This window comes from Arthrobacter globiformis NBRC 12137, assembly GCF_000238915.1.
GTDB lineage: Bacteria > Actinomycetota > Actinomycetes > Actinomycetales > Micrococcaceae > Arthrobacter > Arthrobacter globiformis.
Genome location: NZ_BAEG01000054.1, coordinates 14,976 through 41,952, shown reverse-complemented (window position 1 = coordinate 41,952; position 26,977 = coordinate 14,976). Strand labels below are relative to the sequence as shown.

At 68.0% G+C, this 26,977-nt stretch carries 21 protein-coding genes; 15 read left to right on the top strand and 6 right to left on the bottom strand.

Features of this window, described 5'->3' with window-relative positions; all coding sequences use genetic code 11:
• Position 1 precedes the first annotated feature (1 nt).
• The 3 genes from ARGLB_RS10335 to ARGLB_RS10325 all read left to right on the top strand — a co-directional run bounded on the left by ARGLB_RS10335 (position 2) and on the right by ARGLB_RS10325 (position 5,163).
• Positions 2-2,557, top strand: a complete 2,556-nt coding sequence (locus ARGLB_RS10335) for an MMPL family transporter (protein WP_003801959.1) — start codon at positions 2-4, stop codon at positions 2,555-2,557.
• Between the two features lie 32 nt (positions 2,558-2,589).
• On the top strand, positions 2,590-3,249 hold the full coding sequence (locus ARGLB_RS10330; protein ID WP_043418731.1) for a Maf family protein: 660 nt from the start codon (positions 2,590-2,592) through the stop codon (positions 3,247-3,249).
• 102 nt (positions 3,250-3,351) lie between these two features.
• Positions 3,352-5,163 (top strand): acetyl/propionyl/methylcrotonyl-CoA carboxylase subunit alpha, encoded by a 1,812-nt coding sequence (locus ARGLB_RS10325; protein WP_003801954.1) that lies wholly within the window; start codon positions 3,352-3,354, stop codon positions 5,161-5,163.
• 102 nt (positions 5,164-5,265) lie between these two features.
• Here the strand turns inward: ARGLB_RS10325 and ARGLB_RS10320 are convergent, their stop codons facing one another.
• A complete protein-coding gene (locus ARGLB_RS10320) occupies positions 5,266-6,678 on the bottom strand; it encodes an MFS transporter (protein ID WP_043418704.1) in 1,413 nt (470 codons plus the stop codon).
• Between the two features lie 280 nt (positions 6,679-6,958).
• On the opposite strand from ARGLB_RS10320, the gene ARGLB_RS10315 reads away from it, so the two are divergent.
• The 4 genes from ARGLB_RS10315 to ARGLB_RS10300 all read left to right on the top strand — a co-directional run bounded on the left by ARGLB_RS10315 (position 6,959) and on the right by ARGLB_RS10300 (position 12,928).
• Positions 6,959-8,386, top strand: a complete 1,428-nt coding sequence (locus tag ARGLB_RS10315) for an MFS transporter (protein ID WP_003801951.1) — start codon at positions 6,959-6,961, stop codon at positions 8,384-8,386.
• Position 8,387: 1 nt separating this feature from the next.
• Complete coding sequence (locus ARGLB_RS10310) at positions 8,388-10,589, top strand: molybdopterin oxidoreductase family protein (protein WP_003801949.1); 2,202 nt, start codon at positions 8,388-8,390, stop codon at positions 10,587-10,589.
• Complete coding sequence (locus ARGLB_RS10305) at positions 10,586-12,148, top strand: FAD-dependent oxidoreductase (protein WP_003801947.1); 1,563 nt, start codon at positions 10,586-10,588, stop codon at positions 12,146-12,148. Before ARGLB_RS10310 ends, ARGLB_RS10305 begins: the two co-directional genes overlap by 4 nt.
• 72 nt (positions 12,149-12,220) lie before the next feature.
• On the top strand, positions 12,221-12,928 hold the full coding sequence (locus ARGLB_RS10300) for a hypothetical protein (RefSeq protein WP_139023311.1): 708 nt from the start codon (positions 12,221-12,223) through the stop codon (positions 12,926-12,928).
• A gap of 13 nt (positions 12,929-12,941) precedes the next feature.
• Here ARGLB_RS10300 and ARGLB_RS10295 read toward each other — a convergent pair whose 3' ends face one another.
• On the bottom strand, positions 12,942-13,319 hold the full coding sequence (locus ARGLB_RS10295; RefSeq protein WP_003801943.1) for a hypothetical protein: 378 nt from the start codon (positions 13,317-13,319) through the stop codon (positions 12,942-12,944).
• A 183-nt stretch (positions 13,320-13,502) separates the two neighbouring features.
• Positions 13,503-14,918, bottom strand: coding sequence for an NAD(P)H-quinone dehydrogenase (locus tag ARGLB_RS10290; RefSeq protein ID WP_043418701.1), 1,416 nt, complete (start codon positions 14,916-14,918; stop codon positions 13,503-13,505).
• A 117-nt stretch (positions 14,919-15,035) separates the two neighbouring features.
• Here ARGLB_RS10290 and ARGLB_RS10285 point away from each other — a divergent pair, with 117 nt between their 5' ends.
• The gene (locus ARGLB_RS10285; protein ID WP_003801939.1) at positions 15,036-15,854 is read left to right on the top strand and encodes a purine-nucleoside phosphorylase; all 819 of its coding nucleotides are present in this window, start codon (positions 15,036-15,038) and stop codon (positions 15,852-15,854) included.
• Between the two features lie 51 nt (positions 15,855-15,905).
• Here ARGLB_RS10285 and ARGLB_RS10280 read toward each other — a convergent pair whose 3' ends face one another.
• Positions 15,906-16,400 (bottom strand): RrF2 family transcriptional regulator, encoded by a 495-nt coding sequence (locus tag ARGLB_RS10280; RefSeq protein ID WP_003801937.1) that lies wholly within the window; start codon positions 16,398-16,400, stop codon positions 15,906-15,908.
• A 133-nt stretch (positions 16,401-16,533) separates the two neighbouring features.
• Between ARGLB_RS10280 and ARGLB_RS10275 the strand changes: the two genes are divergently transcribed.
• Positions 16,534-18,285 (top strand): phospho-sugar mutase, encoded by a 1,752-nt coding sequence (locus ARGLB_RS10275; protein WP_003801936.1) that lies wholly within the window; start codon positions 16,534-16,536, stop codon positions 18,283-18,285.
• A 14-nt stretch (positions 18,286-18,299) separates the two neighbouring features.
• On the opposite strand, the gene nirD is transcribed toward ARGLB_RS10275, so the two are convergent.
• Positions 18,300-18,665, bottom strand: a complete 366-nt coding sequence (nirD, locus tag ARGLB_RS10270) for a nitrite reductase small subunit NirD (RefSeq protein ID WP_003801934.1) — start codon at positions 18,663-18,665, stop codon at positions 18,300-18,302.
• Between the two features lie 294 nt (positions 18,666-18,959).
• Between nirD and nirB the strand changes: the two genes are divergently transcribed.
• From nirB to ARGLB_RS10240, 6 genes are all read left to right on the top strand, one after another.
• Positions 18,960-21,590, top strand: a complete 2,631-nt coding sequence (nirB, locus tag ARGLB_RS10265) for a nitrite reductase large subunit NirB (protein ID WP_043418698.1) — start codon at positions 18,960-18,962, stop codon at positions 21,588-21,590.
• Between the two features lie 2 nt (positions 21,591-21,592).
• Positions 21,593-22,627, top strand: a complete 1,035-nt coding sequence (cobA, locus tag ARGLB_RS10260; protein WP_003801930.1) for a uroporphyrinogen-III C-methyltransferase — start codon at positions 21,593-21,595, stop codon at positions 22,625-22,627.
• Positions 22,628-22,641: 14 nt separating this feature from the next.
• Positions 22,642-23,808 carry a uroporphyrinogen-III synthase gene (locus tag ARGLB_RS10255; protein WP_003801928.1) on the top strand — a complete coding sequence of 389 codons (1,167 nt, stop codon included), beginning with the start codon at positions 22,642-22,644 and terminating at the stop codon, positions 23,806-23,808.
• 259 nt (positions 23,809-24,067) lie between these two features.
• Positions 24,068-24,967 carry an FAD-dependent oxidoreductase gene (locus ARGLB_RS10250; protein WP_003801925.1) on the top strand — a complete coding sequence of 300 codons (900 nt, stop codon included), beginning with the start codon at positions 24,068-24,070 and terminating at the stop codon, positions 24,965-24,967.
• A gap of 83 nt (positions 24,968-25,050) precedes the next feature.
• A complete protein-coding gene (gene deoC, locus ARGLB_RS10245) occupies positions 25,051-25,794 on the top strand; it encodes a deoxyribose-phosphate aldolase (protein WP_003801923.1) in 744 nt (247 codons plus the stop codon).
• A 46-nt stretch (positions 25,795-25,840) separates the two neighbouring features.
• On the top strand, positions 25,841-26,074 hold the full coding sequence (locus ARGLB_RS10240) for a hypothetical protein (protein ID WP_003801920.1): 234 nt from the start codon (positions 25,841-25,843) through the stop codon (positions 26,072-26,074).
• Positions 26,075-26,150: 76 nt separating this feature from the next.
• Here ARGLB_RS10240 and ARGLB_RS10235 read toward each other — a convergent pair whose 3' ends face one another.
• Complete coding sequence (locus tag ARGLB_RS10235; protein WP_043418696.1) at positions 26,151-26,972, bottom strand: metal-dependent hydrolase; 822 nt, start codon at positions 26,970-26,972, stop codon at positions 26,151-26,153.
• Positions 26,973-26,977 lie beyond the last annotated feature (5 nt).

Below are 26,977 nucleotides of genomic sequence, written 5' to 3'. Positions count from 1 at the left end.
CATGGCACTTCTCCTGTACCGCCTCGGCAAGTTTTCCTACCGTCACCGGTGGCTCGTCGTCTCGCTTTGGCTGGCAATCCTGCTGGCAGCCGGCGGGGCAGCGGCAGCGTTGCACGGCACGCTGTCCAACAACTTCCAGATTCCGGGCACGGAAACCCAGCAGATGGCCGACAAGCTCCAGAAGGAACTGCCGGCGTCCTCCGGAGGCTCGGCCGGGGTTGTCTTCCAGGCAAACGACGCCCAGTTCAGCCAGGCCGGCAAAGAGGCGGTATCCGCCGCGCTGGCCAAGCTTGAGACACTCCCGGATGTCCGCGGCACCGTCGACCCGTTCGCCACGCAGGACCAGCTGGACCAGGCGGCAAAAGATCTGGCCGCAGGCGAGGCCAAGGCGGCCGCGGGCAAGGCCGAACTGGAAAGGGCCGCCGCCGAGCTGGCCGCCGGCAAGGAACAGCTGGCCGCGGCCGAGGCACAGATGACCGCTGCCGGGCTGCCGGCGTCGGCCATTGAAGCCCAGCTGGGCCAGCAGAAGACCGCCCTGGGGGCCGGCCAGGAAAAGCTCGACGCCGGCACGAGGGAAGCGGAGGCCGGCAACGCCAGGCTGGCACTCGCCAAGCGTCAGTTCGAAGCTTCACAGGGCATGCGTTTCGTCTCGGAAGACGGCAAGGCGGCCCTTGCGCAGGTCCATTTCAAGACCTCCATCAACGGGCTGGCCCCCGAGGTGCGCCAGGAAGTCCAGGACATCGTGGGGACAGTCTCCTCAGCCGGGGTTACCGCGCTGCCCAGCAAGGAAATCAGCGAGGACGTCTCTGAAATCTTCGGGGTGGCCGAGATTATCGGTATCGCCGTAGCGGCACTGGTCCTGATCATCATGCTCGGCACACTTGTCGCCGCCGGGCTGCCGCTGCTGATGGCTGTGATCGGCGTGGCGGTGGGCGTTGGCGCCACCATGGCATTGAGCAGCGTTGTTGACATGAGTTCCATTTCCCCGATGCTCGCCCTCATGCTGGGCCTCGCCGTCGGCATTGACTACTCGTTGTTCATCGTCAACCGCCACCGCGGGCAGCTGCTGGCAGGTGTGGACGCGGAAGAGTCCGTGGCTCGTGCCACCGGAACCTCGGGCAATGCCGTGCTCTTTGCCGGCCTGACGGTCATCATCGCCCTCGCCGCGCTGGTCGTACCGGGGCTTCCCTTCCTGGGAGTCATGGGCGTGTCCGCGGCCGGGACTGTCGCGGTTGCCGTCCTGGTGGCCCTGACGCTGACGCCGGCGATCCTCTCCCTCGTGGGCAGGAAGCTGATCTCCAAAGGGGCCTGGGCCAAAGCCGAGCGGCACAATGCCGACCCCAACCGTGAGGCTGAGGACCGTGCCAGGGACGAGCACCGCAGCAGCCATGGCTGGGGCGGACTCGTCACCAGGCACCCGGTTCTGGCCCTGCTCGCCGGGGTTCTGGCACTGGGCATAGTGGGCCTGCCCGCTGCCCAGCTGCGGCTTGCACTGCCCGACGGCGGCTCCGAACCTGCCGATTCCCAGGCTTTCAAGGCCTATGACGCCACCAAGCGCAGCTTCGGCGAAGGCATGACCGGACCGATCATCGTGGTGGGTGATCTCCCTGACGGCCTGGGTGAAACCGAGGCGCAGGCCAAGCAGCTGGACGTCGCGGACATCCTGCGCAGGACCGAGAACGTCACCGCCGCCATCCCGGTGGCACTGAGCGAGGACCGCGGGACGGCGGTGTTCCAGGTCATCCCGAAGGAAGGACCGGCAAGCGCCAGTACCGTCAACGTGGTCTCCGACATCCGCGCCGAACGCGCCGAAATCGAGGACTCCACCGGAGTCAGCATCGGCCTGACCGGCCAGACGGCAGGCAACGTTGACGTTTCGACGAAGCTGGGCGACGCCCTGCCGTCGTACCTGGCCATCGTGGTGGGGCTCTCCCTGGTCCTGCTGCTGCTGGTGTTCCGCTCGATCGTGGTGCCGCTGCTGGCGACCGGCGGCTTCCTGCTTTCGCTTGCGGCCGCCTTCGGCGCCGTGGTGGCGGTCTACCAGTGGGGCTGGCTGGGGTCGGTGTTCGGCGTCGACAACCCCGGCGCCGTGCTGAGCTTCCTGCCGATTATCCTGATCGGCGTGCTGTTCGGGCTGGCCATGGACTACCAGGTGTTCATCGCCTCGGGCATGCGTGAGTCGTTCATGCACGGCGAGTCCGCCAAGCACGCCGTGCGGTCCGGCTTCAGCCACGCCTCCGCGGTGGTGACCGCCGCCGCGATCATCATGGTCAGCGTCTTCGCGGGCTTCATCTTCTCGCACCTGAACATGGTCCGGCCGCTCGGCTTTGCGATGGCGTTCGGCGTGCTGGTTGACGCCTTCGTGGTGCGCATGACGATCGTTCCGGCGGTCATGTACCTCCTCGGCGAGAAGGCGTGGTGGCTGCCGCGCTGGCTGGACCGCATCCTGCCGGATGTGGACGTGGAAGGGGCAAAACTCCGCAGGCACGAGGGCGCCACCGGAGCCGCGTCCGAAGGCGAGCCGGACGCCGAGCCAGCGGAGGTCGCCGCGCGCTGAGCAGTGCCGCGAGGATGAATTACGCTGGATCCGTGACCCGCCTCATTCTTGCCTCCCAGTCCCCCGCCCGCACCAAGCTCCTGGCTGAGGCCGGCATCGAACACGAGGTCCTCGTGTCCGACGTCGACGAGGACGCCGTGCAGGAACGCTACGGCGTTACCGATCCGCATGACACCGCCCTGCTCCTGGCCCGCGCCAAGGCCGAGGCCGTCGCATCGCTGCCGGAGGCCGAAGGGGCCCTGGTGCTCGGCTGCGATTCGGTTTTTGAGTTCGACGGCGAGTCGCACGGCAAGCCGTACACAGTGGACGTGGCCCGGCAGCGGATGCTGCGCATGAGCGGCAGCAGCGGGGTGCTGCACACCGGCCACTGGCTGGTGGACTGCCGCGACACGGACGACGACGGTGGTTCCGGCGCCACGCTGGGCAGCGTCGCCTCCGCGGAGGTGCATTTCATGGAGATGCAGCTCGCGGAGATCGACGCGTACATCGCCACCGGCGAGCCGCTCCACTGCGCCGGCTCTTTCACCATCGACGGCCTGGGCGGCGCTTTCATCCGGAAAGTCGACGGCGACCCGCACGCCGTCATCGGGTTGTCGGTATCCACCCTGCGCTCCCTGCTGGCCCAGGCGAATGTGAGCATCACCGAGTTCTGGCAGGACCTGCCCGGCTCGGCAATTCCCGGGGAGTTGTAGCTTCCCTACAAAGGCCGGGCCTCTTACACGCGGATTCCGCCAGTAATATCAGCGGAATCCTCAAAATCAGGCTAGGCTCCCTGAAGGAAAGAAGGAGACGCCTTGTCAGTAAAGCCGGAGCAGTCCGCAGGTCCAGTGCATTCAAAACTCACCAAGGTTCTGATCGCGAACCGCGGTGAGATCGCCGTCCGCATCATCCGTGCAGCCCGGGACGAGGGCATCGCCTCCGTCGCCGTTTACGCGGACCCTGACCGGGACGCCCTCCACGTCCGGCTCGCAGACGAAGCATATGCACTGGGCGGCAACACAGCAGCCGAGTCCTACCTCGTTATGGACAAGCTGATCGAGGTGGCCCGCCAGTCCGGCGCCGACGCCATCCACCCCGGCTATGGCTTCCTGGCCGAGAACGCCCAGTTCGCAGCCAAGGTCATCGACGCCGGCATCACCTGGATCGGCCCGTCGCCGGAAGCCATCTCCGCACTGGGCGACAAGGTCCAGGCCCGCCACATCGCCGAGAAGGTGGGCGCCCCGCAGGTGCCCGGCACCGCCGACCCCGTTGCGTCCGCCGAAGAGATCCTCGAGTTCGTGGACAAGTTCGGCCTGCCCGTGGCCATCAAGGCCGCCTTTGGTGGCGGCGGCCGCGGCATCAAGGTGGCCCGCACCCGCGAGGAAATCCCCGAGCTCTTCGATTCCGCCGTCCGCGAGGCCACCGCAGCCTTCGGCCGCGGGGAGTGCTTCATCGAGCGGTTCCTCGACTCCCCGCGGCATGTCGAAACCCAGTGCCTCGCCGACGCGCACGGCAACGTGGTGGTCGTCTCCACCCGCGACTGCTCACTCCAGCGCCGCAACCAGAAGCTCGTGGAGGAGGCCCCGGCCCCCTTCCTGACGGAGGAGCAGAACCGGCGCCTCTACGAGTCCTCCAAGGCCATCCTGAAGGAAGCCGGCTACCTCGGCGCCGGAACGTGCGAGTTCCTCGTCGGCCAGGACGGCACCATCTCCTTCCTCGAGGTCAACACCCGCCTGCAGGTGGAGCACTGCGTGTCCGAGGAAGTCACCGGCATCGACCTGGTCCGCGAGCAGTTCCGCCTGGCCTGCGGCGAAGAGCTCGGCTACGAGGACCCCGAAGTCCGCGGCCACTCCTTCGAGTTCCGGATCACCGGCGAGGATCCGGGCCGGAACTTCATGCCAGCCCCCGGCACCGTGAGCACCCTAAAGAACCCCACCGGCCCTGGCATCCGCATTGACTCCGGCATCGAAGAAGGCGACGTCATCAGCGGCAACTTCGACTCGATGCTGTCCAAGCTGATCGTCACCGGAGCGAACCGCCCCCAGGCCCTGCAGCGTGCCCGCCGCGCCCTCGAGGAGATGGTGGTGGAAGGCATTCCCACCGTCATTCCCTTCGACTTGGCCGTGGTGAGCAACCCGGCGTTCGCGCCGGCCGAGGGTCCGTTCAGCGTCCACACGCGCTGGATCGAAACCGAGTTCGTCAACGACCTTCCCGCATGGACGCCCAATGGCGCCGCGCCGGAGGGTGAGGACGCCGCTGAGCGCCGCACCGTGGTGGTGGAAGTGGGCGGCAAGCGCCTGGAAGTGGCGCTGCCCGCCAGCCTCGGCTTCGGCGGCGCCGCAGCAGCCGGCACAAAGCCGGCCAAGTCCAAGAAGCGCAGCCGCACCGGCGGCGCCACCGCCGCCGCGGGCGGCAACGCACTGGCCTCCCCCATGCAGGGAACAATTGTGAAGGTGGCCGTGGCCGACGGCGACGTCGTCGCCGAAGGTGATCTCGTCGTCGTGCTTGAGGCGATGAAGATGGAACAGCCGCTCACGGCCCACCGTGCCGGCACCATCACGGGCCTGTCCGCCGCGGCCGGCCAGACGGTGGCTGCGGGCGCAGTCATCGCAACGATCGAAGACTAAGGCGACTCAAGCGAGCCGCTGCTCAACACGGCTGAACAACGCATGAAAATGCCCGGTGTGATTCACACCGGGCATTTTCATTTCCGCATCTAAACCTGGAAATCAGGCCACGTTGTTCTCGTAGTCCGTGTCCTTGGTCTCGCGGGTGATCCACAGGGCGATGAACGTCAGCACGGCAGCCGCGGCCATGTACACGCCGACGAGCCAGGTGCTGCCGCCGGCTGCCTGCCACAGGGCAATCGCGATGAACGATGCCGGGGCGGCGCCAATGACGCTGGAGAGGTTGTACGCGACAGCCGAGCCCGTGTAGCGCACGTTGGACGGGAACAGCTCGGGCAGGATCGCGGCCATCGGGCCGAAGGTGAGTCCCATCAGCGTGAAGCCGACAATGAGGCCGACGATTGCCGCGCCGGGGCCCGGGCCGAACATGGTGAACCACAGCGCGCCGAACACGAAGATGCCTACGGTGACGCCCATGAGGAACTTGCGGCGGCCCCACTTCTCGGCCAGCGGGCCGGACACGAGCGTGAAGATGCCGAAGAAGACGACGCCGAGGATCAGCATCCAGAGGAAGTCACCGCGGGGAACACCCAGGCCGGGAACGAAGTTGGCCACCTCTGCGGCCGACATCGGCTTGCCTGCCTTCTCCGCGGCGGCCTGCGCGGCCGCAACGGAGGCGGGCTTGGTGCCGTAGGTCAGGGTGAAGGAGGTCATGATGTAGAACAGCACGTACGTGGCCAGCATGATGAAGGTTCCGGCCAGAACCGGGCGCCAGTGGCTCTTGATGGTGGCGGCGAAGGGGACCTTGACCACCTTGTCTTCCTTCAGGACCTTCTGGAAGGAGACACTCTCCACCAGCTTGAGCCGGACGTAGAGGCCCACGATCACCAGGACCGCGCTGAGCAGGAACGGAACGCGCCAGCCCCAGGCGATGAATTCTTCGGGGCTGAGGGCGGCGTTGAACCAGATGAAGAGCAGGTTGGCCAGGATGAAGCCGATGGGGGCGCCGAGCTGCGGGAACGTCCCGTAGATGGCGCGCTTGCCCTTGGGGGCGTTCTCGGTGGCCAGCAGTGCCGCACCGGACCACTCACCGCCCAGTGCAAGGCCCTGGGCGAAGCGCAGCAGCACAAGCAGCAGCGGGGCCAGGACGCCCCAGCCGGCGACGGTGGCGGTGGGCAGCAGCCCGATGAGGAAGGTGGCGAGGCCCATGGTGAGCAGGGAGGCCACCAGGGTGCCCTTGCGGCCGAACTTGTCGCCGAAGTGTCCGAACAGGACCGAGCCGATGGGCCGGGCGATGAACGCGACGCCGAAGATCGCGAACGAGCTCAGGAGGGCGTTGATTTCCGTGGCTTGCGGGAAGAACAGCCGGGGGAAGACCAGCACCGACGCGGTGGCGTAGATGTAGAAGTCATAGAACTCGATCGTCGTTCCGATGAGGCTGGCAAAGATGACTTTGCCCTTGGAGTTCACCGGTTTGGCGGTGCCATGTTCCGTTGACGTAGCAGGCGATGACATGTGGGGACGCTTTCGTGAGAACTGGACGGGCCTCGCGCTGAAGCCCCTCAAAACATAGGGATAAAACAGAGTTCAATCTTAGTTCCCGCCATCCACCCAACGGACAGGCGGTCCAGTATCCGGACTTTCCTTGTTGTCTCAGCATGAGGTCGTCCGACAAGCCTAACGCTGCCCAAAGCGGGCTGATAGGCAAATGTCACAGCACGTTAACAAACTGCGACCGTCTGCGAAACGCGCCATCTCTACCTTGGAAGGACAACAATCCCCAAGGAGGTAAACCGTGACTGCTGACCGCACCGCAGACGCCGGAACCCACAATTCCCTTGATCTTGCCGCCGCCGCCACCACCACTGACGCACCTGCCCTTGAAGAGCGTCCCGGGCGCTGGATCGCCAACTGGGACGCCGAGAACAAGCACCAGTGGGAATCCGAGGGCCGCTCCATCGCGCGCCGCAACCTCAACTGGTCCATCTTCGCCGAGTTCCTTGGCTTCGTCGTCTGGCAGCTGTGGTCCATCGTGGTGGTCCAGCTCCCCGCCGCCGGATTCACGTTCAGCACCTCCGAGATCTTCTGGCTGATCTCCATGCCGAGCCTCGTCGGGGCCACGCTCCGAATCCCCTACACGTTCATGGTTCCGCGCTTCGGCGGCCGGAACTGGACCATCGTCTCCGCCCTGCTCCTCCTCATTCCCTCCATCGGGCTCGCACTGTGCGTGTCCAACCCGGAGACACCGTTCGGCGTCATGCTCCTCGTGGCTGCCCTCGCCGGCTTCGGCGGCGGCAACTTCGCCAGCTCCATGGCCAACATCACCTTCTTCTACCCGGCCCGCGAAAAGGGCTGGGCGTTGGGCCTGAACGCCGCCGGCGGCAACCTCGGCGCAGCCGTGGCGCAGCTTGCCGTCCCGATCGCCATCACGCTGCTGGCCGCCGGCACCGTCAACCTGCCTGTCGCCGGCCTCATGTGGGTTCCGCTGATCCTCCTGGCAGCCTTCGGCGCCTACAAGTACATGAACAACCTCACGAGCGCCAAGGGCGACGTTGCCGGATCCCTGGCAGCAGCGAAGGAACCCCACCTGTGGGTCATGGCCCTGCTCTACATCGGAACGTTCGGTTCCTTCATCGGCTTCGCCGGCGTCTTCCCCAAGCTGATCAAGGACTACTTCCCGGCCTTCTCCTCCATCTCCGTCGGTGCAGTGGCCCTCTCGCTGGCCTTCCTCGGCCCGCTGGTCGGCTCACTGGCCCGCCCCTACGGCGGACGCATGGCTGACCGCATGGGCGGAGCCCGCATGACCGTCACAGCCTTCGCCTCCATGGCCGTCATCACGCTGACCATGATCTGGACGCTGCCGCTGAAGAACTTCTGGCTCTTCCTGGTCCTGTTCCTGATGCTGTTCACGGCCAGCGGCTTCGGAAACGGCGCCACCTACCGCATGATCCCGGTGATCTTCGCGACCTCCAGCCGGGCGGCCCGTTCCGGAGCCAGCTCGGTGCAGACCCAGCGGCTCGCCTCCTCGGCGCTCGGCCTGATCTCCGCCATCGGCGCCTACGGCGGGTTCGTTATCCCGCAGGTGCTGAACGCCTCCAACACCGCCAGCGGCTCCTACACCCCGGCCTTCTACGGCTTCGTCGGAGCATACGTCCTGATGCTGGCCGTCTGCTGGTTCTTTTACATCCGCAACGCCAACCGAAATGCGATGGGACACGTCTAACATGACCAAAAGCGCCGACACGCACTGCCCTTACTGCGCCCTGCAGTGCGCCATGACGCTCAAGTCCCCAGCGGCCACGGCCGCAACGGGCCTGACCCCGGCTGACCAGCCGGGGTCAAGCCCCGTGCCGGCCGCGCCCGCCCTCGAGGTCAGCGGCCGCGACTTCCCCACCAACCGCGGCGGCCTCTGCCGCAAGGGGTGGACGTCCGCGTCGCTGCTGCAGCACCCCGGACGCGTCACCGAGCCCATGTTCAAGGGGCCCGACGGCGTCTTCCGCCCCATCTCCTGGGACGAGGCCCTGGGGCGCGTCACCACAGCCGTCAAGGACGCCCGCGCCAAGTACGGCGCGGACTCCGTCGGCGTCTTCGGTGGCGGCGGCCTCACCAACGAAAAGGCCTACCAGCTGGGCAAGTTTGCCCGCCTCGCCCTCGGCACCTCCCGGATCGACTACAACGGCCGGTTCTGCATGTCGTCGGCGGCCGCCGCCGGCATGCGCGCCTTCGGCCTGGACCGGGGACTCCCGTTCCCCCTTGAGGCGCTGGACACGGCCAGCACCATCCTGATGCTCGGCTCCAACGTCGCCGAGACCATGCCGCCCTTCGTCCAGCACCTGCAGGGCGTCCGTGACGCCGGCGGCTTCATCGTCGTGGACCCGAGGCGTTCCGCCACCGCCGCATTTACCTCCGACGGCGGCGGCATCCACCTGCAGCCCCTTCCGGGCACCGACCTCACGCTGCTGCTGGGCATCTCCCATGTGGTGATCCACGAAGGCCTGCTCGACGCCGAATACATCCAGGCACGCACCACCGGCTTTGACGCCGTGGTCCGGTCCGTCAACGCCTACTGGCCGGAACGGGTCCAGTCCATCACCGGCGTTCCCGCCGAGCTCATCCGTGAGACGGCCCGGCGGCTGGCCAGCGGCGCACGCAGGGGCGGCAGCTACATCCTGACCGGACGCGGCGTGGAGCAGCACGTGGACGGCACGGACACCGCCACGGCGGCCATCAACCTCAGCCTTCTGCTGGGCTTGCCCGGCAGCACCCGCAGCGGCTACGGCACACTCACGGGCCAGGGCAACGGCCAGGGCGGCCGCGAGCACGGCCAGAAGGCCGACCAGCTGCCCGGCTACCGCAAGATCACCGATCCCGCCGCCCGGGCACACATGGCGAAGGTCTGGAACGTCCCCGAGTCGCTCATCCCCGGCCCCGGCCTGCCGGCCGTGCAGCTGCTCAAATCACTGGGACAGCCCGACGGCGTCCGCTGCCTTTTCGTGCATGCCTCCAACATCGCCGTCGCCTCACCGGATGCTAACGCTGTCATCCGCGGGCTCCGCAGCCTGGATTTCCTGGTGGTCTGCGACTTCTTCATGTCCGAGACCGCAGCCGAGGCCGACCTCGTCCTGCCGGTGCTGCAGTGGGCCGAGGAGGAAGGCACGCTGACCAACCTCGAAGGCCGTGTTCTCCGCCGCCGGCAGGCGATCCAGCCGCCCGCCGGCGCCCGCAGCGAACTGTGGATCATGGCCCGGCTGGCCGAGGCGCTTGAGGCACCGTCCACCTACAGCGACGATCCGGAGACAGTCTTCGAGGAGCTGCGCCTGGCATCTGCCGGCGGGGCGGCCGACTACTCCGGCATCGACTACGCCATGCTGGACAGCGGCGCGGCCGCGTACTGGCCCTACCCCGCCGGCAGCACCGGAACCCCGCGCATGTTCCTGGAGGCGTTTGCCCACGCCGACGGTAAGGCGGTCATGACGCCGGTGGCGCCCCGCCGCCGTCGTACTCCCGTCGCGAACCCCGATCCGGCCGCCAAGCCCATGACCCTCATTACCGGCCGCCTGCTGGAGCACTACCAGTCGGGTGCGCAGACCCGGCGGGTGGCAGAGCTCCTGGCCTCCCGGCCCGAAGCACGGGTGCAGATCCATCCGGCCGCCGCCGCGGCCATGGGCATCACGGACGGCGCGGGGGTCTCGGTGGCCAACGAACGCGGCGAAGTGGTCTGCCGGGCCGAGCTCAGCACCGCCATCCGTCCCGAGACCGTCTTCCTGCCGTTCCACTTCCCCGAACTGGAAAGCGCGAACCGGCTGACGGAAGCGGCCACGGATCCCATTTCGGGAATGCCCGAATTCAAGTTCAACAAAGTCTGGGTCAGGCTGGCAGCGGCCACCCCGATCACCAGTGTTCTTCAGACATCGGAGGCCTCATGAGCGAGCAGATTGTAATTGTCGGATTCGGTCCGGTGGCGGCCCGGCTGGTCGACGAACTGCTGCCGGCACTGCGTGCCGGGCAGGTGGGGCTGACGGTCATCGGCCAGGAAACCGAGGCCGCCTACAACCGGGTGCTGGTGGCCGACCTCGGGGTCGGCCGCACCACCCCCGAGGCGCTGGCCCTCGCCGACGCCGCAGCACTGGTGGCCGACGGCGTGGACGTCCGGCTGGGCGTGAAGGTCCGGCGCGTGGACCGCGCCCGGCAGTCCGTCATCCTCTCCGACGGCACCTCCGCCCACTACGACCGGCTGGTCTTCGCCACCGGTTCCCGGCCCGTGATCCCCAACCTCACGGGGCTGAATCCTGACCCTGCCGCCCCCGTCCTTCCACCGGGTGTCACCGCACTCCGGGACCTCCGCGACGCCGAGGTCCTCCGCCGGGCCGTGGCAGGCCGCAAGCGCGTGGTGGTCCTGGGCGGCGGCGTGCTCGGCCTTGAGACGGCCCTCGCCGCCGCTGAAGAAGGCGCCACAGTCACGGTCGTGCACAACGGGCCCCACCCGCTGGGCCGGAACATCGACCGCGGCGGCGGCGCCGTGCTGGCGGCCAGCCTGCGCAGCTGCGGCGTCCGGGTGGCGGGCAACGCCCGTTCCACGGGCGTTGAGCACAACGGTCCCGACGGCGGGTTCTCGGCACTGCTGCTCGACGACGGATCGGCGATCGACGGCGACCTGCTGGTCCTGTCCTGCGGCGTCCGCCCGCGCATTGAGCTCGCCGAGGGCTGCGGGCTCTCCACCGGAGCAGGCATCCTGGTGGACCACCGGCTGCGGGCCCACCACGAGCCGCATATCTTCGCCATCGGTGACTGCGCCGAGGTCCGCTGCCCGGATCCCGCCTGCACCGAGTGCCGCACCGCGCGGGGCCCGTCCGGCCTGGTGGGCCCGGGCTGGCGGCAGGCCGAATGGCTCGCCGAATACCTCGTGCTGCTGTCCGAGGGTTCGGTGGAGGACGCCGACTCGCTGCCCCCGCTCCCCCAGGAAAAGCCGGGCGTCATCGTGCTGAAGGCGCGCGGCATGAACATGGCCGTGGCAGGGGACAACTCCGCCGAACCCTGGGACGAGGAGGTCCTGACGGCCGGGGCCGTCAACGGCCGGCCGCGCCTGCAGATCGCGCAGTGGGCCGACCCCGAGCACGGACGCTACGTCAAGATGACCACCCGCGGCGGAGTACTGGAGGGCCTGGTCAGCGTGGGCATGCCGCGCACCGCTGGAGAGCTGGTCCAGCTGTTCGAACGCGGAGCCGAGCTGCCCGCAGACAGGTCCCTGCTCCTTCGTCTCGACGGACCGGACCAGCTCGCGTCGGCAGGCGCCTCCAACGACCCCGAGAGCACCGTGTGCCGCTGCGCCGGCGTGAGCGGAGGCAAGATTGCCGACGCCGCCGCCGGGGGCTGCTCCACGGTGGCAGAGGTTTCCGCGGCCACCCGCGCGGGCACGGGCTGCGGTGGCTGCCACGAGGACATCAGGGGGCTGATCGAGAAGCACTTTCAGGGTGCTGCCGCCTGAGGCCGCTCCCGGATGACCCGGCCTGCGTCACAGAAATCGGGCCAGCCGCGGCTGGCCGGTAGCATCGGTGGCATGAATGCCGACGACGACGACGACATCACCGACGAACTGCTGGCCGATTCCGAAAAACTCACCGGGCTGAGCCTTGAACTCCTGGGTCTGGACCCGCACCCCGACGACATGACCGCCGAACAGCGGCTCCAGTTCGACCCCGACGACCTTGCCGAGATGGCCGCCGCCAGCCCCGGCGAGCGGGAGCGGTCCGTGCGCCAGACGCGCCTGCTCGCGGGCCTGCTGTGGAACTCGTCCAGCATCCTCATCGACCAGCTGTTCCGCGACCTTGGCACGCTGCACGAACTGGACACCGTCACACCCGAGGCCATCGCCGGAACCTCCGTGCTGTCCTCGCTGCCCCCGCAGTTCGCTGCCAGCTATGACGCGAAGTTCACGCAGCGGTTCATCGTGGTGGCGTCGGACGTCACCGCGTCCTTTGCCCGCGGCTGGACCGCCCCCGGCTGCCTGGCCGGTGAACTCGCGGTCCACTGCCTGCTCGACCAGGCCAGGATCACCGAGGACATTTACGAACTGGACCTCCCTGAGGAGTGGCGGGCCATCGTGGAGGAAGTCCTGCTGGAGGACGCCGACTCCGAGACCCTGTACGCGGACAACGCCGGCGCAGCGGACGGCGCCCAGGAGCAGGACGCGGGAAAGCTGGACATCCGGCACTGGTTCGAGCCCTTCACGCCCGGCGACGCCGTTCCCCCGTACGCCTGCTCCTGAGCCGCCGGAATTCCTACCGTCCGCGTCCGGCTTCCGTGGCGGTGACGTTGAAGGAACCGTCCAGCTTGACTGTCGCCCGCGAGCCGTCAGCCTTCGTGATGTGCGCTTCGTAGACCGCCCCTTCGGCGTCGGTCTCAACCCGGTGGACCGTCGCGCCTGGGTTGGCCGCCAGCACTGCGTTCCTTACCCGTGTGGCGGTGCTCCCCGTCAGCAGCTGCTCGGTGATCCCGTTGGCCTGGTGGCCGCCTTTGGTTGAGTCCGTGCCGGACTGGCTTCCCGTGCCGTTTGTGGACGAGGCAATGACGGGATAGCCCATGGCGAGGTACGCGCCGCCGCCCACGAGCGCCGCTATGAGGGCGGTGTTGATAGCGGCTTTTTGAACAGTGATCATGGCATGCTCCTGGCTTCCGCGGTCCGACCGTTCGGAAGGAAATCTCCGCATGGCTGTCCGCTGGTGGATCGGTCTGTCGGAGCCCGGCGCCGCCAATCCCGGGGATCGACAGTCTGAATTTTACTCAGCTCTGCCGGTGGCGACTAGGAGAATGCTGCCATTCACAGGTTGCGCGGCAACACCTTAGATGTGCACGTGCAGACGCCGTGCCGCCTCGGAGATGGAGCCGCTCAGGGACGGGTACACCGTGAAGGTGCTGGCGACGTCGTCGACGTGCAGTTTCTGCTTCACCGCGATGGAGATGGCGAAGATCAGCTCCGACGCGTTGGCACCGACCACCACGCCGCCGATCACGGTGCCCGATCCCTTGCGGGCGAAGATCTTGACGAAGCCGTCCTTGACGTTGCGCATCTTGGCGCGGGCGTTGCTCTGCAGGGAGAGCTTGATGATGTCGCCCTGGTACTTGCCGGATTCGATCTCGGCCTCGGAGACGCCCACTGACGCGATCTCGGGCGACGTGAAGATGTTGGACGCCACCTGGTGCAGCTTGATGGGGGTCACCTGGTCGCCCAGGAAGTGCGCAATGGCGATCCGGCCCTGCATGGCCGCGACAGAGGCGAGCGCCAGGACGCCGGTGCAGTCGCCGGCAGCGTAGATGTTCGGGGCAGTGGTGCGGGACACGCCGTCCACCTTGATGTGGCCGCTCTCGGTCAGCGCCACGCCGGCTTCCTCCAGGCCGATGCCGGCGGTGTTGGGAATGGAGCCCACGCACACCAGGCAGTGGCTGCCGGTGACCTTGGAACCGTCACCGAGGGTGACCACCACGCCGTTTTCGGTCCGTTCCACTGTCTCCGCACGCGCACGGGACAGCACCTTCACGCCGCGGCGTTCGAAGACCTCTTCCAGCACCTCGGCGGCGTCCGTGTCGGAGCCCGGAAGCACGCGGTCGCGGCTGGAGATGAGGGTGACCTTGGAGCCCAGGCCGTTGTAGGCGGAGGCGAACTCGGCGCCGGTCACGCCGGAGCCCACCACAATCAGTTCCTCCGGCAGCTCGTCCAGGTTGTAGATCTGTGCCCAGTTCAGGATCCGTTCGCCGTCCGGCCGTGCCGTGGGCAGTTCCCGCGGGTGCGCCCCGACGGTCAGCAGGATGGCGTCAGCCTCGACGGTTTCGGTGCCGTCGGCGGTCAGGACCTCGATGGTGTGGTTGTCCACCAGCTTGCCGGAGCCGTTCAGGATGCGGACGTTCTGGTGCTCCAGGCCGGTCTGGATGTCGGCGGACTGCTGGCGGGCGAGGCCGAGCAGGCGGTCGTTGATGTGCTTGAGATCGGCGCGCATGACCGGAACGAAATCCCCGCCGTCGACGTCGAACTTGACGCCCAGCTCGCCTGCAACGCTCACCCGGGTCATCAGGTCCGCCGTCGCGATCAGCGTCTTGGACGGCACGACGTCGGTCAGCACCGCGGAGCCGCCCAGGCCGGAGCGCTCGATGATGGTGACTTGGGCTCCCAGCGAGGCGGCCACCATGGCGGCTTCATAGCCACCCGGACCTCCGCCGAGAATTGCGATTCGGGGGGCGCTGAAATCAGGATGCATAGTCACAAACGTCTATTGTCCTGCATCCTGCGCCGGACCACCAACCGTCCGGGGCAGGCCAGCCAGCCCCAGGGGGCGCGTTTCTGCTGCCCGCACCGGCTCCGGCACGGTAGCTTGGATCGGGTGAGCATAACAGATTTCCTGGACACGGACCCCTTCGAAGCAGCGCGGACGGCCGCGGACTACATCGCGTCGGAGACCGGCGTCGAAGCACACGACACCGCCCTGGTCCTGGGCTCAGGCTGGGCCGAGGCCGCCGACCTCATCGGCGAGACCACCGCGACGCTGGCAGCCTCGGACGTGCCCGGCTTTTCGGCTCCGGCCGTGGAGGGACACGTGGGCACGATTCGCTCCGTGCTGACCCGGGAAGGCAAGCGCGCACTGGTCCTCGGCGCCCGCACCCACTACTACGAGGGCAAGGGCGTCCGCGCCGTTGCCCACGGCGTGCGCACCGCGGCCGCCGCCGGCTGCCGGACCCTGGTGATCACCAACGGCTGCGGCGGACTCAACGAAGACTGGACCCCCGGCACCCCCGTGCTCATCAAAGATCACATCAACCTCACCGCGACGTCCCCGCTCGAAGGCGCAACCTTCGTGGACCTGACCGACCTGTACTCATCGCGGCTCCGGGACCTGGCCCGGGACGTCGACCCCTCCCTCGATGAAGGTGTCTACGCCCAGTTCACCGGCCCGCATTACGAGACGCCGGCCGAGGTGCAGTACGCCAAGCGGATCGGTGCCGACCTCGTGGGCATGTCGACTGCACTGGAGGCCATCGCCGCCCGGCACGCCGGCATGGAGGTCTTCGGCATCTCGCTGGTCACCAATCTCGCGGCCGGCATCAGCCCGACCCCGCTGAGCCATGAGGAAGTGCTCGAAGCCGGACACGCTGCCGGGCCGCGCATCTCCAAACTGCTCGCGGAAATCATTGGCCGCCTCTAGGTGCACGGCCCGGCTCCAGTGCACTGCCCGGCTCCAGTGCGCTGCCCGGCTCTAGTCCCGCCCGTCGCTGCTGGCGCGGAGTTGGGCGAGCGAGTCGGCCCGCGCCTGCGGGAAGCGCCGCTCGAGGGACTGCGCAATGCCCGCCACGGTCTGCCGCGCCAGTTCGGTGCGCCAGGCCAGCTCCGCCTGGCGCATGGACTGCGCAATGATGCAGCTCCGGAGGTAGTCCTGCTCCGCATCCCCGCCGGGGCAGTTCGCCAGGATGCCGTCGCAGCGGAACGCCAGGTCCCGGCCTTCGATGGCCAGCACCACGTCCAGCACTGAGATGCGGTCGGCACGGCGCGCCAGCTGGAACCCTCCCCTGGGGCCGGACACGGACTGCAGGACGCCCGCCCGCACCAGGCACTGAAGCTGCTTGTTCAGGTATGCCGGCGGCAGCTTGTACAGCTCGGCCAGCCGGCCGCTGCTGATCGGTTCCCCTGCGGATGCCCACGCCAGGTTGACGCAGCAGTGGAGGGCCCACTCCACCCCCTGGTTCAGCTTCACAACCGAGACGTTACGTGTCCAGAATTTTTGCTGTCAAGCGGCGGCCCGGCCCGCCACGAACCGGTCGGGTTATGACGGGTCCGCTGCCCTGTCCGGCACCGCTCCGCCGAGTTTTGACGATAGTTTGGTTTCCATGACGTCCTCCGAAGCCGATCTGCAGCTGCTCAACGACGCCCGCGCCTGGGCTGCCCAGGATCCGGATCCGCGCACCGCGGCAACGCTGATTGAACTCGTGAAACTCACCGAGGCCGGCACGGCCGCCGCCCGGCAGGACCTCGAAGACAGCTTCCGGGGAACTCTGCAATTCGGAACGGCGGGCCTGCGTGCCGCCCTGGGACCGGGGCCCAACCGGATGAACCGCGTCGTGGTCCGCCGCGCAGCGGCGGGCTTCGCCAATTTTCTGGTCCGGGCGGTGGCGGAGGCTGCGCCCGGCACACGGCCACGCGCCGTCGTCGGCTATGACGCCCGCTACAACTCGGAGATCTTCGCCGCGGAGACGGCGGCGGTGCTTACCGCGGCCGGAATCGAGACGTTCCTGATGCCGGCTGCCCTGCCGACGCCGCTGCTGGCGTATGCGGTCCGGGCGCTGGAATGCGACGGCGGTGTGATGGTCACTGCCAGCCACAACCCTCCGCAGGACAACGGCTACAAGGTGTACCTCGGCCGTCATGCCGTGGAGGAAAACGGCCGGGGCGCGCAGATCGTGGCGCCGTACGATGCCCTGATCGCCACCGAAATCAGCAACGTGGGGGACCTTGCCTCGATCCCCCTGGCCCAGGACGGATGGACGGTCCTGGACGCCGGCATCGTTCAGGACTACGAGGCGGCCACGGCAGGGCTTGCCGACCGCGGGCTGTTCCCGGCCCGGGACCTGAAGATCGTCCTGACACCGCTGCACGGCGTGGGCGGCACCACGGCTGTCGCCGTGCTCCGGGCAGCCGGGTTCACCGACGTGACGCTGGTCAGCGAGCAGGCCGAGCCGGACCCGGACTTCCCCACCGTCAGTTTTCCCAACCCCGAGGAACCCGGCGCCCTGGATCTGGCGCTCGGCGCGGCGATGCAGGCGGACGCGGACATTGTCCTGGCCAACGACCCGGACGCGGACCGCGCCGCGGTGGCCGCGAAGGACCCGGACACGGGTGCGTGGCGGATGCTGCGGGGCGATGAGGTGGGCGCCCTCCTCGGGGCGCATGTCGTGGCGCGGCTGGCGGCCGGGGCCGACGGCTCCGAAGCGGACGCGGGCGGCGGAGTGTTCGCCAGTTCGATTGTTTCGTCCCGGCTGCTTGCACGCATCGCCGCGGCAGCAGGGTACGCCCACGAGGAGACGCTCACGGGGTTCAAGTGGATTTCCCGGGTGCCGGGCCTCGCCTACGGCTACGAAGAGGCGCTGGGCTACTGCGTTGCACCGGATCTGGTCCGCGACAAGGACGGACTGTCCGCCGCGGTGCTGATTGCGGAACTCGCGGCCGCGGCCAAGTCCGAGGGCAAGACGATCTTCGACACCCTGGACGAGCTGTACCTGGTCCACGGGCTCCACGCGAGTGACCAGCTGAACATCCGGGTGGGTGATCTCGGCCTGCTGGACGCCATGATGAACCGGCTGCGCGTGAACCCGCCCGAATCGTTTGGCGGTTCGGCCGTGGCGTCATTCGTTGATCTGGCCGAAGGCAGCGAACAGCTGCCCCCGACCGACGGGCTGCTCTACGTGACCCGCGACCTCAGCCGTGTGATCATCCGGCCCAGCGGCACGGAGCCGAAACTCAAGTGCTACCTCGAGGTCATTCAAAGCGTCGGCTCGGCCGCTGAACTGCCCGAAGCCCGGCTGGCGGCCAGGGCCGCGCTGGACCAGGTGCTCACAGACGTGCGCGAGGCCCTGGGCCTGTAGATGGCCCTTGGGTTTTAGAGCTCGACCTCGATGAAGCCGTCCACGATGCGGGTGCCGTACGCGGCCAGGCGCAGGTCCTCGTTGCCGAAGCACTCGCCCGTTTCGAGGTCGTAGACCTCCTTGTGCAGCGGCGAGGCGATGGTGGGGCGGGCGCCGCGTGATCCGAGGATGCCGCGTGCCATGACGAAGGCGCCGGTGGCCGGGTCCTCCTGCGCTACGGCGAAAACCTCACCGGGGCCCGTGCGGAACAGGGCAACCTGCCGGCCGGCCACGAGTGCCGCTTCGCCCCAGGACAGTTCCAGGTCCTCCAGCGCGCAGACACGATGCCAGCCTGCTGCATGTCCGGTGGCGAGATCCTCAAGTTCCAGTGTTGCCGTCATGTCCGGCTCCTCTCCCTTTGCGTGCTTTCCGGCGGCGGGCCGGTTCTGCAAGACGTGAAATTGCGTCTGCTGTAGCCGCCGCTGCGGCCGTATACCAAAGCTAGGGTGATGGTGTTTCGACGGGGTGCAGTCAATGTGTCGGGAACGTAAAAGACACCTCACATGGCCCGAAACAATCCCGTGATGCAGAAGTTAAGTTCACGAAACAATTGGGAAACTGAAGCGAAACTGCGCCTCCCTAGTCTGGATGGACAAGCTGCAGAGCACCGTCTGCGGCCCAGCGAAAGGCCCACAGTGACCGAACAGACTTCAACCTCATCGACTCCGCGCCGCATCGTGGTCGCCGGCGGCGGCCCAGCAGCCCACCGTTTTGCGGACGCAATGCATGCCCGCGGCCTCGATGGCTGGCATGTCACGGTCCTCACTGAGGAAGCCCACCTCCCCTACGACCGCGTTGCGCTCTCCAAGGCCCTCACCGACATGGACTACGACCTCACCCTGGGTGAGGCCGCCATGTGGGACCACGCCAACGTGGAGCTTAAGACCGGCGAGCGCGTAGTCAAGATCAATGCCGAAGCCAAGACGGTGGAAACCGCTGCCGGCAACACCTATGAATACGACGAACTGGTGGTTGCAACCGGTTCTAATGCAGCCCGCCTGCCCATCCCCGGCGCCGAGCTCACACACGTGTACCGCACGCTTGAAGATGTCTGGGCCATTAACAAGGCCATCGCCGAGCTCACGGAAAAGCTCGGCCGCAAGGTCAACGCCGTCACCATCGGTGGCGGCCTCCTCGGCCTCGAGTCCGCCGCCGGCACCGAGCAGCTCGGCGCCAACCCGATCGTCATCGACGGTTCGCAGTGGCTGATGGCCACGCAGCTCGACGAAGGAGCGGGCCAGGCAATGGGCCGTCTCATCAAAGCCAAGGGCTTTGAAGTCCACGGCGGCGTCTTCCCCTCAGAAGTCCTGTCCGACGGCGAGGGCCAGGTCACGGGCGTCCTCATGGCCGACGGCCGCATCATCGAAGCCGACATGGTGATCGTCGCCATCGGCGTCCGGCCCCGCGACGAACTCTTCCGCGCCCCCGAGGGCGAAGAGCAAGTCTTCTCGCTGGGACAGCGCGGCGGCGTGGTCATCAACGACTACTGCGCCACCGAAGTACCGGGCATCTGGGCCATTGGTGAAGTAGCCAACTTCGGCGGCATGTGCCTGGGCCTGGTTGCGCCCGCCAACACCATGGCAGAGATCGTGGCCGACCGTCTGCACGGCGGGGACGCCACCTTCCCCGGTTTCGACACCGCCACCAAGCTCAAGCTGTCCGGTGTGGATGTAGCCAGCTTCGGCGACGCCTTCGCCAAGACCGAGCACGCCCTCGAAATCGTCTACGCAGACCCCGCCCGCGGCGTTTACCAGAAGATCGTCACCACGGACGACGCCAAGACCCTCCTGGGCGGCATCTTCGTGGGCGACGCCTCACCGTACATGAGCCTTCGCCCGCTGCTGGGCCGCGAACTTCCCGCCGAACCCGGTGCGTTCCTCAGCGCCGCCGGCGGCGGCGACGCCCCCGAGACCGAACTGCCGGACGACGCCACGCTGTGCTCCTGCAACAACGTCACGGCAGGAACCATCCGCGACGCCATCAACGGCTGCGGCGCCTGCGACGGCAACGCCCCCGTCCAGGAACTTGGCGAACTCAAGGGCTGCACCCGCGCCGGAACCCAGTGCGGTTCCTGCGTGCCGATGCTCAAGAAGCTGCTGGAAACCGAACTGACCAAGTCCGGCGTCGAGGTTTCGAAGGCCCTGTGCGAGCACATCGAGCTGTCCCGCCAGGAACTGTTCGACGCCATCCGCGTCCTGGAACTGACCTCCTTCGAAGAGATCATGGCCAAGTACGGCACCGGCGCAGGCTGCGACATCTGCAAGCCGACCATCGCCAACATCCTGGCCAGCCAGAACAGCGCCTACGTCCTGGATGCCGGCCGCGGCACCCTGCAGGACACCAACGACCGTGCGCTGGCCAACATGCAGAAGGACGGCACGTATTCGGTGGTCCCCCGCATCGCCGGCGGCGAGATCACCCCGAAGAAGCTCGGCGTCATCGCCGCCGTCGCCGAAAAGTACAACCTGTACACCAAGATCACCGGCGGCCAGCGCATCGACATGTTCGGTGCCCGGCTGGAGCAGCTCCCTGAAATCTGGAAGGAACTGGTGGACGCCGGCTTCGAATCCGGCCAGGCGTACGGCAAGAGCCTGCGCACCGTGAAGTCCTGCGTCGGTTCCACCTGGTGCCGCTTCGGCGTCCAGGACTCGGTGGCCATGGCCATCCAGCTCGAGCTCCGCTACCGCGGCCTCCGCAGCCCGCACAAGCTCAAGATGGGCGTCTCCGGCTGCGCCCGCGAGTGTGCCGAGGCCCGCGGCAAGGATGTGGGCGTGATCGCCACCGCGGACGGCTGGAACCTGTATGTCGGCGGCAACGGCGGCGCCACCCCGGCCCACGCCCAGCTGCTGGCCAAGGACCTGGACGACGAGACGCTGATCAAGTACATCGACCGCTACTTCATGTACTACATCCGCACCGCCGACCGCCTGCAGCGCACTGCCCGCTGGCAGGAGGAGCTCGACGGCGGCATCAAGCACGTCGAGGACGTCGTGGTACGCGACACCCTGGGCATCGCCGAGGACCTCGAGGCAGCCATGGCCAAGCACGTCGACACCTACATCGACGAGTGGGCCGACACCCTGAAGGACCCCGAGCGCCTCCGCCGGTTCCGCTCCTTCGTGAACGCCCCCGATCAGAAGGACGATTCCATCACCTTCGTCCCGGACGAGCGCGGCCAGATGCGCCCGGCAACTGCAGAGGAAAAAGGCAAGGTGCTGATCGGGGCCGCCATCCCCATGCGGCCCCGCGATGAGAACGAGGTATAGGCATGCAGCTCAGCATTGATCTCACCGGCCGCGAGGTCCTGGTCACGGGTTCGGATTTCGCCGCCCGCCAGGCCGTCCGCCGCTACGAGGCAGCCGGCGCCGTCGTCTCGCGCCTCAGCACCCCGCAGGGTGCCGGGCACGACGGCCCCCTGCCTGAGCGTCCGTTCCTGGTCGCGGCGGTCGACGACGGCCAGGCCGGCTGGGAGCCGCTGCTGGACCGCTGCCACGCCGCCGGCATTCCGGTGGCGGCCGAGCCGGCCGCCGGCCGGGCCGGCCACGTCACCCTGGTTGGCGGCGGGCCGGGCACCGGAGAACTGCTGACCGTGGCGGCCGTCAATGCCCTGCGCGATGCCGACGTCGTGTTCTACGACCGGCTGGCCCCCTACCAGGAGCTGGCATCCCTCACCTCCGCCGAACTGGTCGACGTCGGAAAGCGCCCGGGACATCACAAGGTGAGCCAGGGCGACATCGAGAAGCTCATGGTCGCTTCCGCCCTGGAAGGCAACAACGTGGTGCGCCTCAAGGGCGGCGACCCGTACGTCTTCGGCCGCGGCGGTGAGGAAGTTGCTTCCTGCGTCGCCGCCGGCGTCCCCGTCCGCGTCATCTCCGGGGTGACCAGCGCGATCTCCGTGCCGGCCGCCGCCGGCATCCCTGTGACGCACCGTGAAGTCAGCCACATGTTCACCGTTGTGTCCGGCCACGCGCCGCTCACCGAGAAGGAACTGACGCACCTGGCTGGCCTCGGCGGGACGATCGTGGTGCTGATGGGCATCGGCACGCTGCACCACCTCGCCGCCGGCCTGCGCCGCGCCGGGATGCGCGCGGACATGCCCATGGCGGTGGTGGAGCGCGGCTACCGGCCGGGCCAGAAGACCACCATTGCGGAACTGGGCACCATCGCTACTGCCGCCGCCGGCTGCAGCAACCCCGCCGTCCTGGTGATCGGCGAGGTGGTGCGGGTGGCTGAGGCCAACCGCGGGCATGCCGAGGCCGCGGCGGAACTCGACCGCCTGGCGGCCTCGCTGCTGGGTTCGTGATAGGCATGAACGCAATGAATGCACTGGCCCCCACCGAAACAGCACCCACCGAGGCAGCACCCACCGAAACCGCGCCGGAGGCGGCTGCCGAAGCCCCGTTGGAGGGTTTCCGGATTGGCGTAACATCCCACCGCCGTTCGCGGGACCTCATCGAGGCCCTGGAACGCCGCGGTGCCGAGGTGCTGCATGCCCCGGCTCTGAAGATCGCCCCGGTGAACGAGGACATCAGCCTCATCGAGGACACCAAGGCGATCATCGCGGCCAAGCCCGACCTCTGCATCGCCACCACCGCCTACGGCATGCGCCGCTGGTGCGAGGCGGCGGACGCGTCGGGGATCGGTGAGCAGCTGCTGGAAACCCTGGGCGCCTGCCGGATGTTCGTCCGCGGACCCAAGGCCCGCGGCGCCGTGCGCGCGGCCGGCCTGGCCGACGTCGGCATCAGCAGCGACGAGACCACGGCGACGCTGGTGGACATGCTGCTGGCGGAGGGCGTGCGCGGCAAGACCGTTGCCGTGCAGCTGCACGGCTACACGGATGTCCGCCAGCTCGAACGGCTGCGCATGTCCGGCGCCACGGTCCTGACCGTGACCCCGTACCGCTGGGTCAAGCCCGACGGCGCCGACCGGCTCCCCCGCCTGATCGAGGCGGCGTGCAGCGGCAACCTGGACGTCCTGACGTTCACCAGTGCCCCCGCCGTGGACGCCATGTGGAGCACTGCCCATGAGATGGGGCTGTACAAGCAGCTTGTGGAGAGCCTCAAGACCACCGTCACGACCGCCGTCGTTGGTCCGGTGACGGCGCAGCCGCTGCTGGACGCCGGCATCACCCCCCTGGTGCCGGAGCGGTTCCGGATGGGCGCCCTGATCCGGCTGGTGTGCGAGCACCTCGCGCTCAACCATGTGCGCCGCCTCGACACGCGCTCCGGAAACGTGGAACTGCGCGGCCGGTCGCTGCGCATCGACGGCGAAGCGGTGGAAATCGCCCCGGCGCCGCTGCTGCTGCTCCGTGCGCTCCTGGGCGCCGGCGGTGCGGTCCTGTCCCGGGAGTCGCTCTCCGAGCTCCTGGAACTGCGCGGCTCGGTGCACGCGCTGGACATGACGGTCAGCCGGCTCCGCTCCTCCCTGCCGGACGGCAAGCTCGTGGAAACCGTGGTGAAGCGCGGCTACCGCATCCGCGTCTAGCGGCCGCACCGGCCCCGGTGTGATGCGAATAACAGAGGGAGTTTTTGTACAGATAATGGCCCCAAAACGTGGTTTAGGGCGCGATATCTGTACCAAAACTCCCTTTTGTTACCGGGTGGTAAAAAGCAGCGAACAGCCGGGGACAATTCCGCAATGGCAGGGAAACACCCGCGAAAAATGCTCCCCCTAGGCTGGGTCCCATCAGCACAACAGGGCCCGAGACCGGCCCGCCTGGTGCAGCATTCGAAAGGGCCAGCACATGTCCGCTCCGGCACAGTTTCCGTCCATCGCCACCGTTACCTCCACCGATCCCTCATCCGGACCGGCCGCTGACGCCGCTACGAAAATCCTCATCGCCGGTGCCGGCCCGGCCGCCCAGGCGCTGGTGGCCCAGTTGGCCGCAGCACAGTTCGCCGGGACCGTGACGGTGCTGAGCAGCCGGGACGACGCCCCTGACGACCTGCTGGAACTGGCCGCCCTGCCGTTTGTCTCCGTGCGCTTCGGCCAGCCCGCCAGCCACATCGACGCCACCGCCAAGGTGGTCACCACCGCCGACGGCATGGAATTCCCGTACGACGAGCTGGTCATCGCCACCGGCTCGGCCCCGGTGCACTCGCCGGTGGACGGCTCCGGCCGCTGCCTCAACTACTCCACCATCGACGACGCCGCCAAGATCGGCCACGCCGTCAAGGAAGTCACCCGCGTCCTCGGCCGCAGGCCGCTGGGCATTCTCGTGGGCACCGGTCCCGCCGCCGGCCAGGCCGAAGCGGTGCTCCGCGCCCGCGGCGTCCGGCCGGTCCGCACCACTGCCCGGCCCGCCGCCGTCGTGCCAACCCTTGCCGGCTCCGTGCTGCCGGCCGCCGGCATCGTGTTCGAGGACGGCAGCCGCATGAACGGCGACCTCGTGGTCCTCGCCGAGGACCGCACACCCCGGGACAGCCTGGCGGCCGCCGCCGGCGTGGAAACGGCAGCGTCCGGCGGGGTCGTCGTCGGCCGCGACTTCCGCTCCTCCGTGCCGGGCATCTGGGCCATCGGCGACGCCGCAGCGTTCGACGGCGTGCGGCTGGGCCTGCTGGTGGCGTCCGGGTCCGCTGCCGGCGTCTGCGCGGCCGAGCTCATGGCGGCGCTTTCGGCGGGGCAGCTGGCTACCGCTGCCTAGCGTGCCTGCTGTGGCAGGATGGTTCGCAAGGACGCCGCGACACCCGGGGCGTCCTTCGGCCAACGGCCCATGGAAAGGACAGCATGAGCAACGAAGCCAGCCCCGGAACGGGCACGGCCACCAGCCCCGCAGGATCTCCGGCGGAGGGTAGCGGGGCGCCGGGCATCGCTTCCTTCATCGACCACACGCTGCTGAAGCCGGACGCCGGCGAGGCGGAAATCCTCAGGGTGTGTGCCGAGGCCGCCGAGTACAAGTTCAAGTCGGTGTGCGTGAACCCGGTGTGGGTCAAGACGGTCAAGAGGGCGCTCAAGGGCACCGGCGTGCTCACCTGTTCCGTGGTGGGTTTCCCGCTGGGCGCCACGCCCAGCGATGTCAAGGCGTTCGAGGCCCGCGGTGCCGTGCTGGACGGTGCCGACGAAGTGGACATGGTCATCGACATCGCCGCGGCCAGGGCCTCGGACAGGGGCGCCCTGGTGGACGACATCAAGGCCGTTGCCGAGGCCGTCCACGCCGGAGAGGCGATCCTCAAGGTCATCATCGAGACCGCCCTGCTCACCGATGACCAGAAGGTCCTGGCCTGCGAAGCGGCCGTGGAGGCCGGCGCCGATTTCGTCAAGACCTCCACGGGCTTCAACGGCGGCGGCGCCACCACCGCGGACATCGCCCTCATGCGGCGCACCGTAGGCCCGGACCTGGGCGTCAAGGCCTCCGGCGGCGTGCGGTCCCTCGAGGACGCACAGGCTATGATTGCTGCAGGTGCAACACGTATTGGCGCCAGCTCCGGTATTGCAATCGTCAAAGGCGAACAGGGTTCGTCTGCGTACTGACCGGCGGCAGCCACAGTTTGAGCCCCGCGGGGCCGAGGAGGAATGAATGTCCAGCAAGATCGACCAGCAAGTAAAGACGCCCCAGAACGAGAACCCCCTGGCCGGCAGCATCGTTCTCTTCGTGGTGATCATGGCCCTGTTCCTGGGCGCCATCTACTCGCTGTCCTTCCTGTCCCTGGAGAACCCGTGGCCGATGGCCGTGTGCCTTGGCCTTTTCGCCCTCGCATTCTGGATCCCGCAGACCATCACGGGCCGCTCCGATTCAGCCGGCGAATACTAAAGACCAACTGAACTAAAAAGCCGAAGCCCCGGACTGTGTTTGAACTGTCCGGGGCTTCGGCTTTTAAACTATTGAATCAGGGCAGCCCCAGCAGGCTGCTGGCCAGCCGGCCGGCGAGGGCCAGCGCGGCAGGAAAATGCGTGCCCGCCAGCGACCACGCGGCCAGGCACATTCCCACCATGGCGTAGCCGCTCACCGGTATCAGCACCAGCCACTCCCGCCGGGACCCCGCCCGGCCCAGCAGCGGGATGGAGAACGCGCCGTTGGGCCGCCAGAAATTCCGTAACACCCACAGCCGGCGGAGGAACCTTGGCGGTTTGATCACCAGCGGCCAGAGGAGCGGAACACCGCCGGTGGTCACCATGTCGCCAACGATGTGGACCACGACGCCGATCAGCATGGACATGGGCAGCCAGGTCCACTGGTGGGGCGCAAACCAGGTCACCATGCCGGCCATGACCAAGGCAAAGACCCAGTTGGTGATCCACCCGGACTTCGGAAACAGTTTCAGCGCCTTGGCGGCGATGTTGATCATGAACATGCACAGCAGCCCGGCACCAACGGACAGCACACCCCACGGAGTGTCCATCTGGATCTGCGCCGCAACGGCGGCGAGCAGCACGAACATGGCCGCCCCCAGCACCGAATGCGTGCCCTGCCGGTGGCCGCCGCTGGCATTCTCGATGCCCACGGCGATCATGTTGGACAGCGGCGGCAGCGAGTGTGCCACGGTGCTTGAGCGGTGGTCCCAGTCACACACCAGGGCGGTGCCCGCCGTCGCCATGCCGCCGATCAGCACCCCGGTGGCGTCCAGCGGATACCAGCCCAGGGTGTACGGGCCCGTCGCGGCAACAGCCACCCACGCCGCGGCTCCTGACGCGGCGTGGTGTCCTCCCATCACGG

Coding starts and splice junctions, on each gene's coding strand:
- nirD (WP_003801934.1), bottom strand. CDS start 18,665: ATGACGGCAACACTGGAACTTGAGGATCTCGCCACCGGACATGCAGCA.
- ARGLB_RS10275 (WP_003801936.1), top strand. CDS start 16,534: ATGACGTCCTCCGAAGCCGATCTGCAGCTGCTCAACGACGCCCGCGCC.
- ARGLB_RS10255 (WP_003801928.1), top strand. CDS start 22,642: ATGAATGCACTGGCCCCCACCGAAACAGCACCCACCGAGGCAGCACCC.
- ARGLB_RS10300 (WP_139023311.1), top strand. CDS start 12,221: ATGAATGCCGACGACGACGACGACATCACCGACGAACTGCTGGCCGAT.
- ARGLB_RS10335 (WP_003801959.1), top strand. CDS start 2: ATGGCACTTCTCCTGTACCGCCTCGGCAAGTTTTCCTACCGTCACCGG.
- ARGLB_RS10310 (WP_003801949.1), top strand. CDS start 8,388: ATGACCAAAAGCGCCGACACGCACTGCCCTTACTGCGCCCTGCAGTGC.
- ARGLB_RS10235 (WP_043418696.1), bottom strand. CDS start 26,972: ATGGGAGGACACCACGCCGCGTCAGGAGCCGCGGCGTGGGTGGCTGTT.
- ARGLB_RS10320 (WP_043418704.1), bottom strand. CDS start 6,678: ATGTCATCGCCTGCTACGTCAACGGAACATGGCACCGCCAAACCGGTG.
- ARGLB_RS10295 (WP_003801943.1), bottom strand. CDS start 13,319: ATGATCACTGTTCAAAAAGCCGCTATCAACACCGCCCTCATAGCGGCG.
- ARGLB_RS10240 (WP_003801920.1), top strand. CDS start 25,841: ATGTCCAGCAAGATCGACCAGCAAGTAAAGACGCCCCAGAACGAGAAC.
- deoC (WP_003801923.1), top strand. CDS start 25,051: ATGAGCAACGAAGCCAGCCCCGGAACGGGCACGGCCACCAGCCCCGCA.
- ARGLB_RS10250 (WP_003801925.1), top strand. CDS start 24,068: ATGTCCGCTCCGGCACAGTTTCCGTCCATCGCCACCGTTACCTCCACC.
- ARGLB_RS10305 (WP_003801947.1), top strand. CDS start 10,586: ATGAGCGAGCAGATTGTAATTGTCGGATTCGGTCCGGTGGCGGCCCGG.
- cobA (WP_003801930.1), top strand. CDS start 21,593: ATGCAGCTCAGCATTGATCTCACCGGCCGCGAGGTCCTGGTCACGGGT.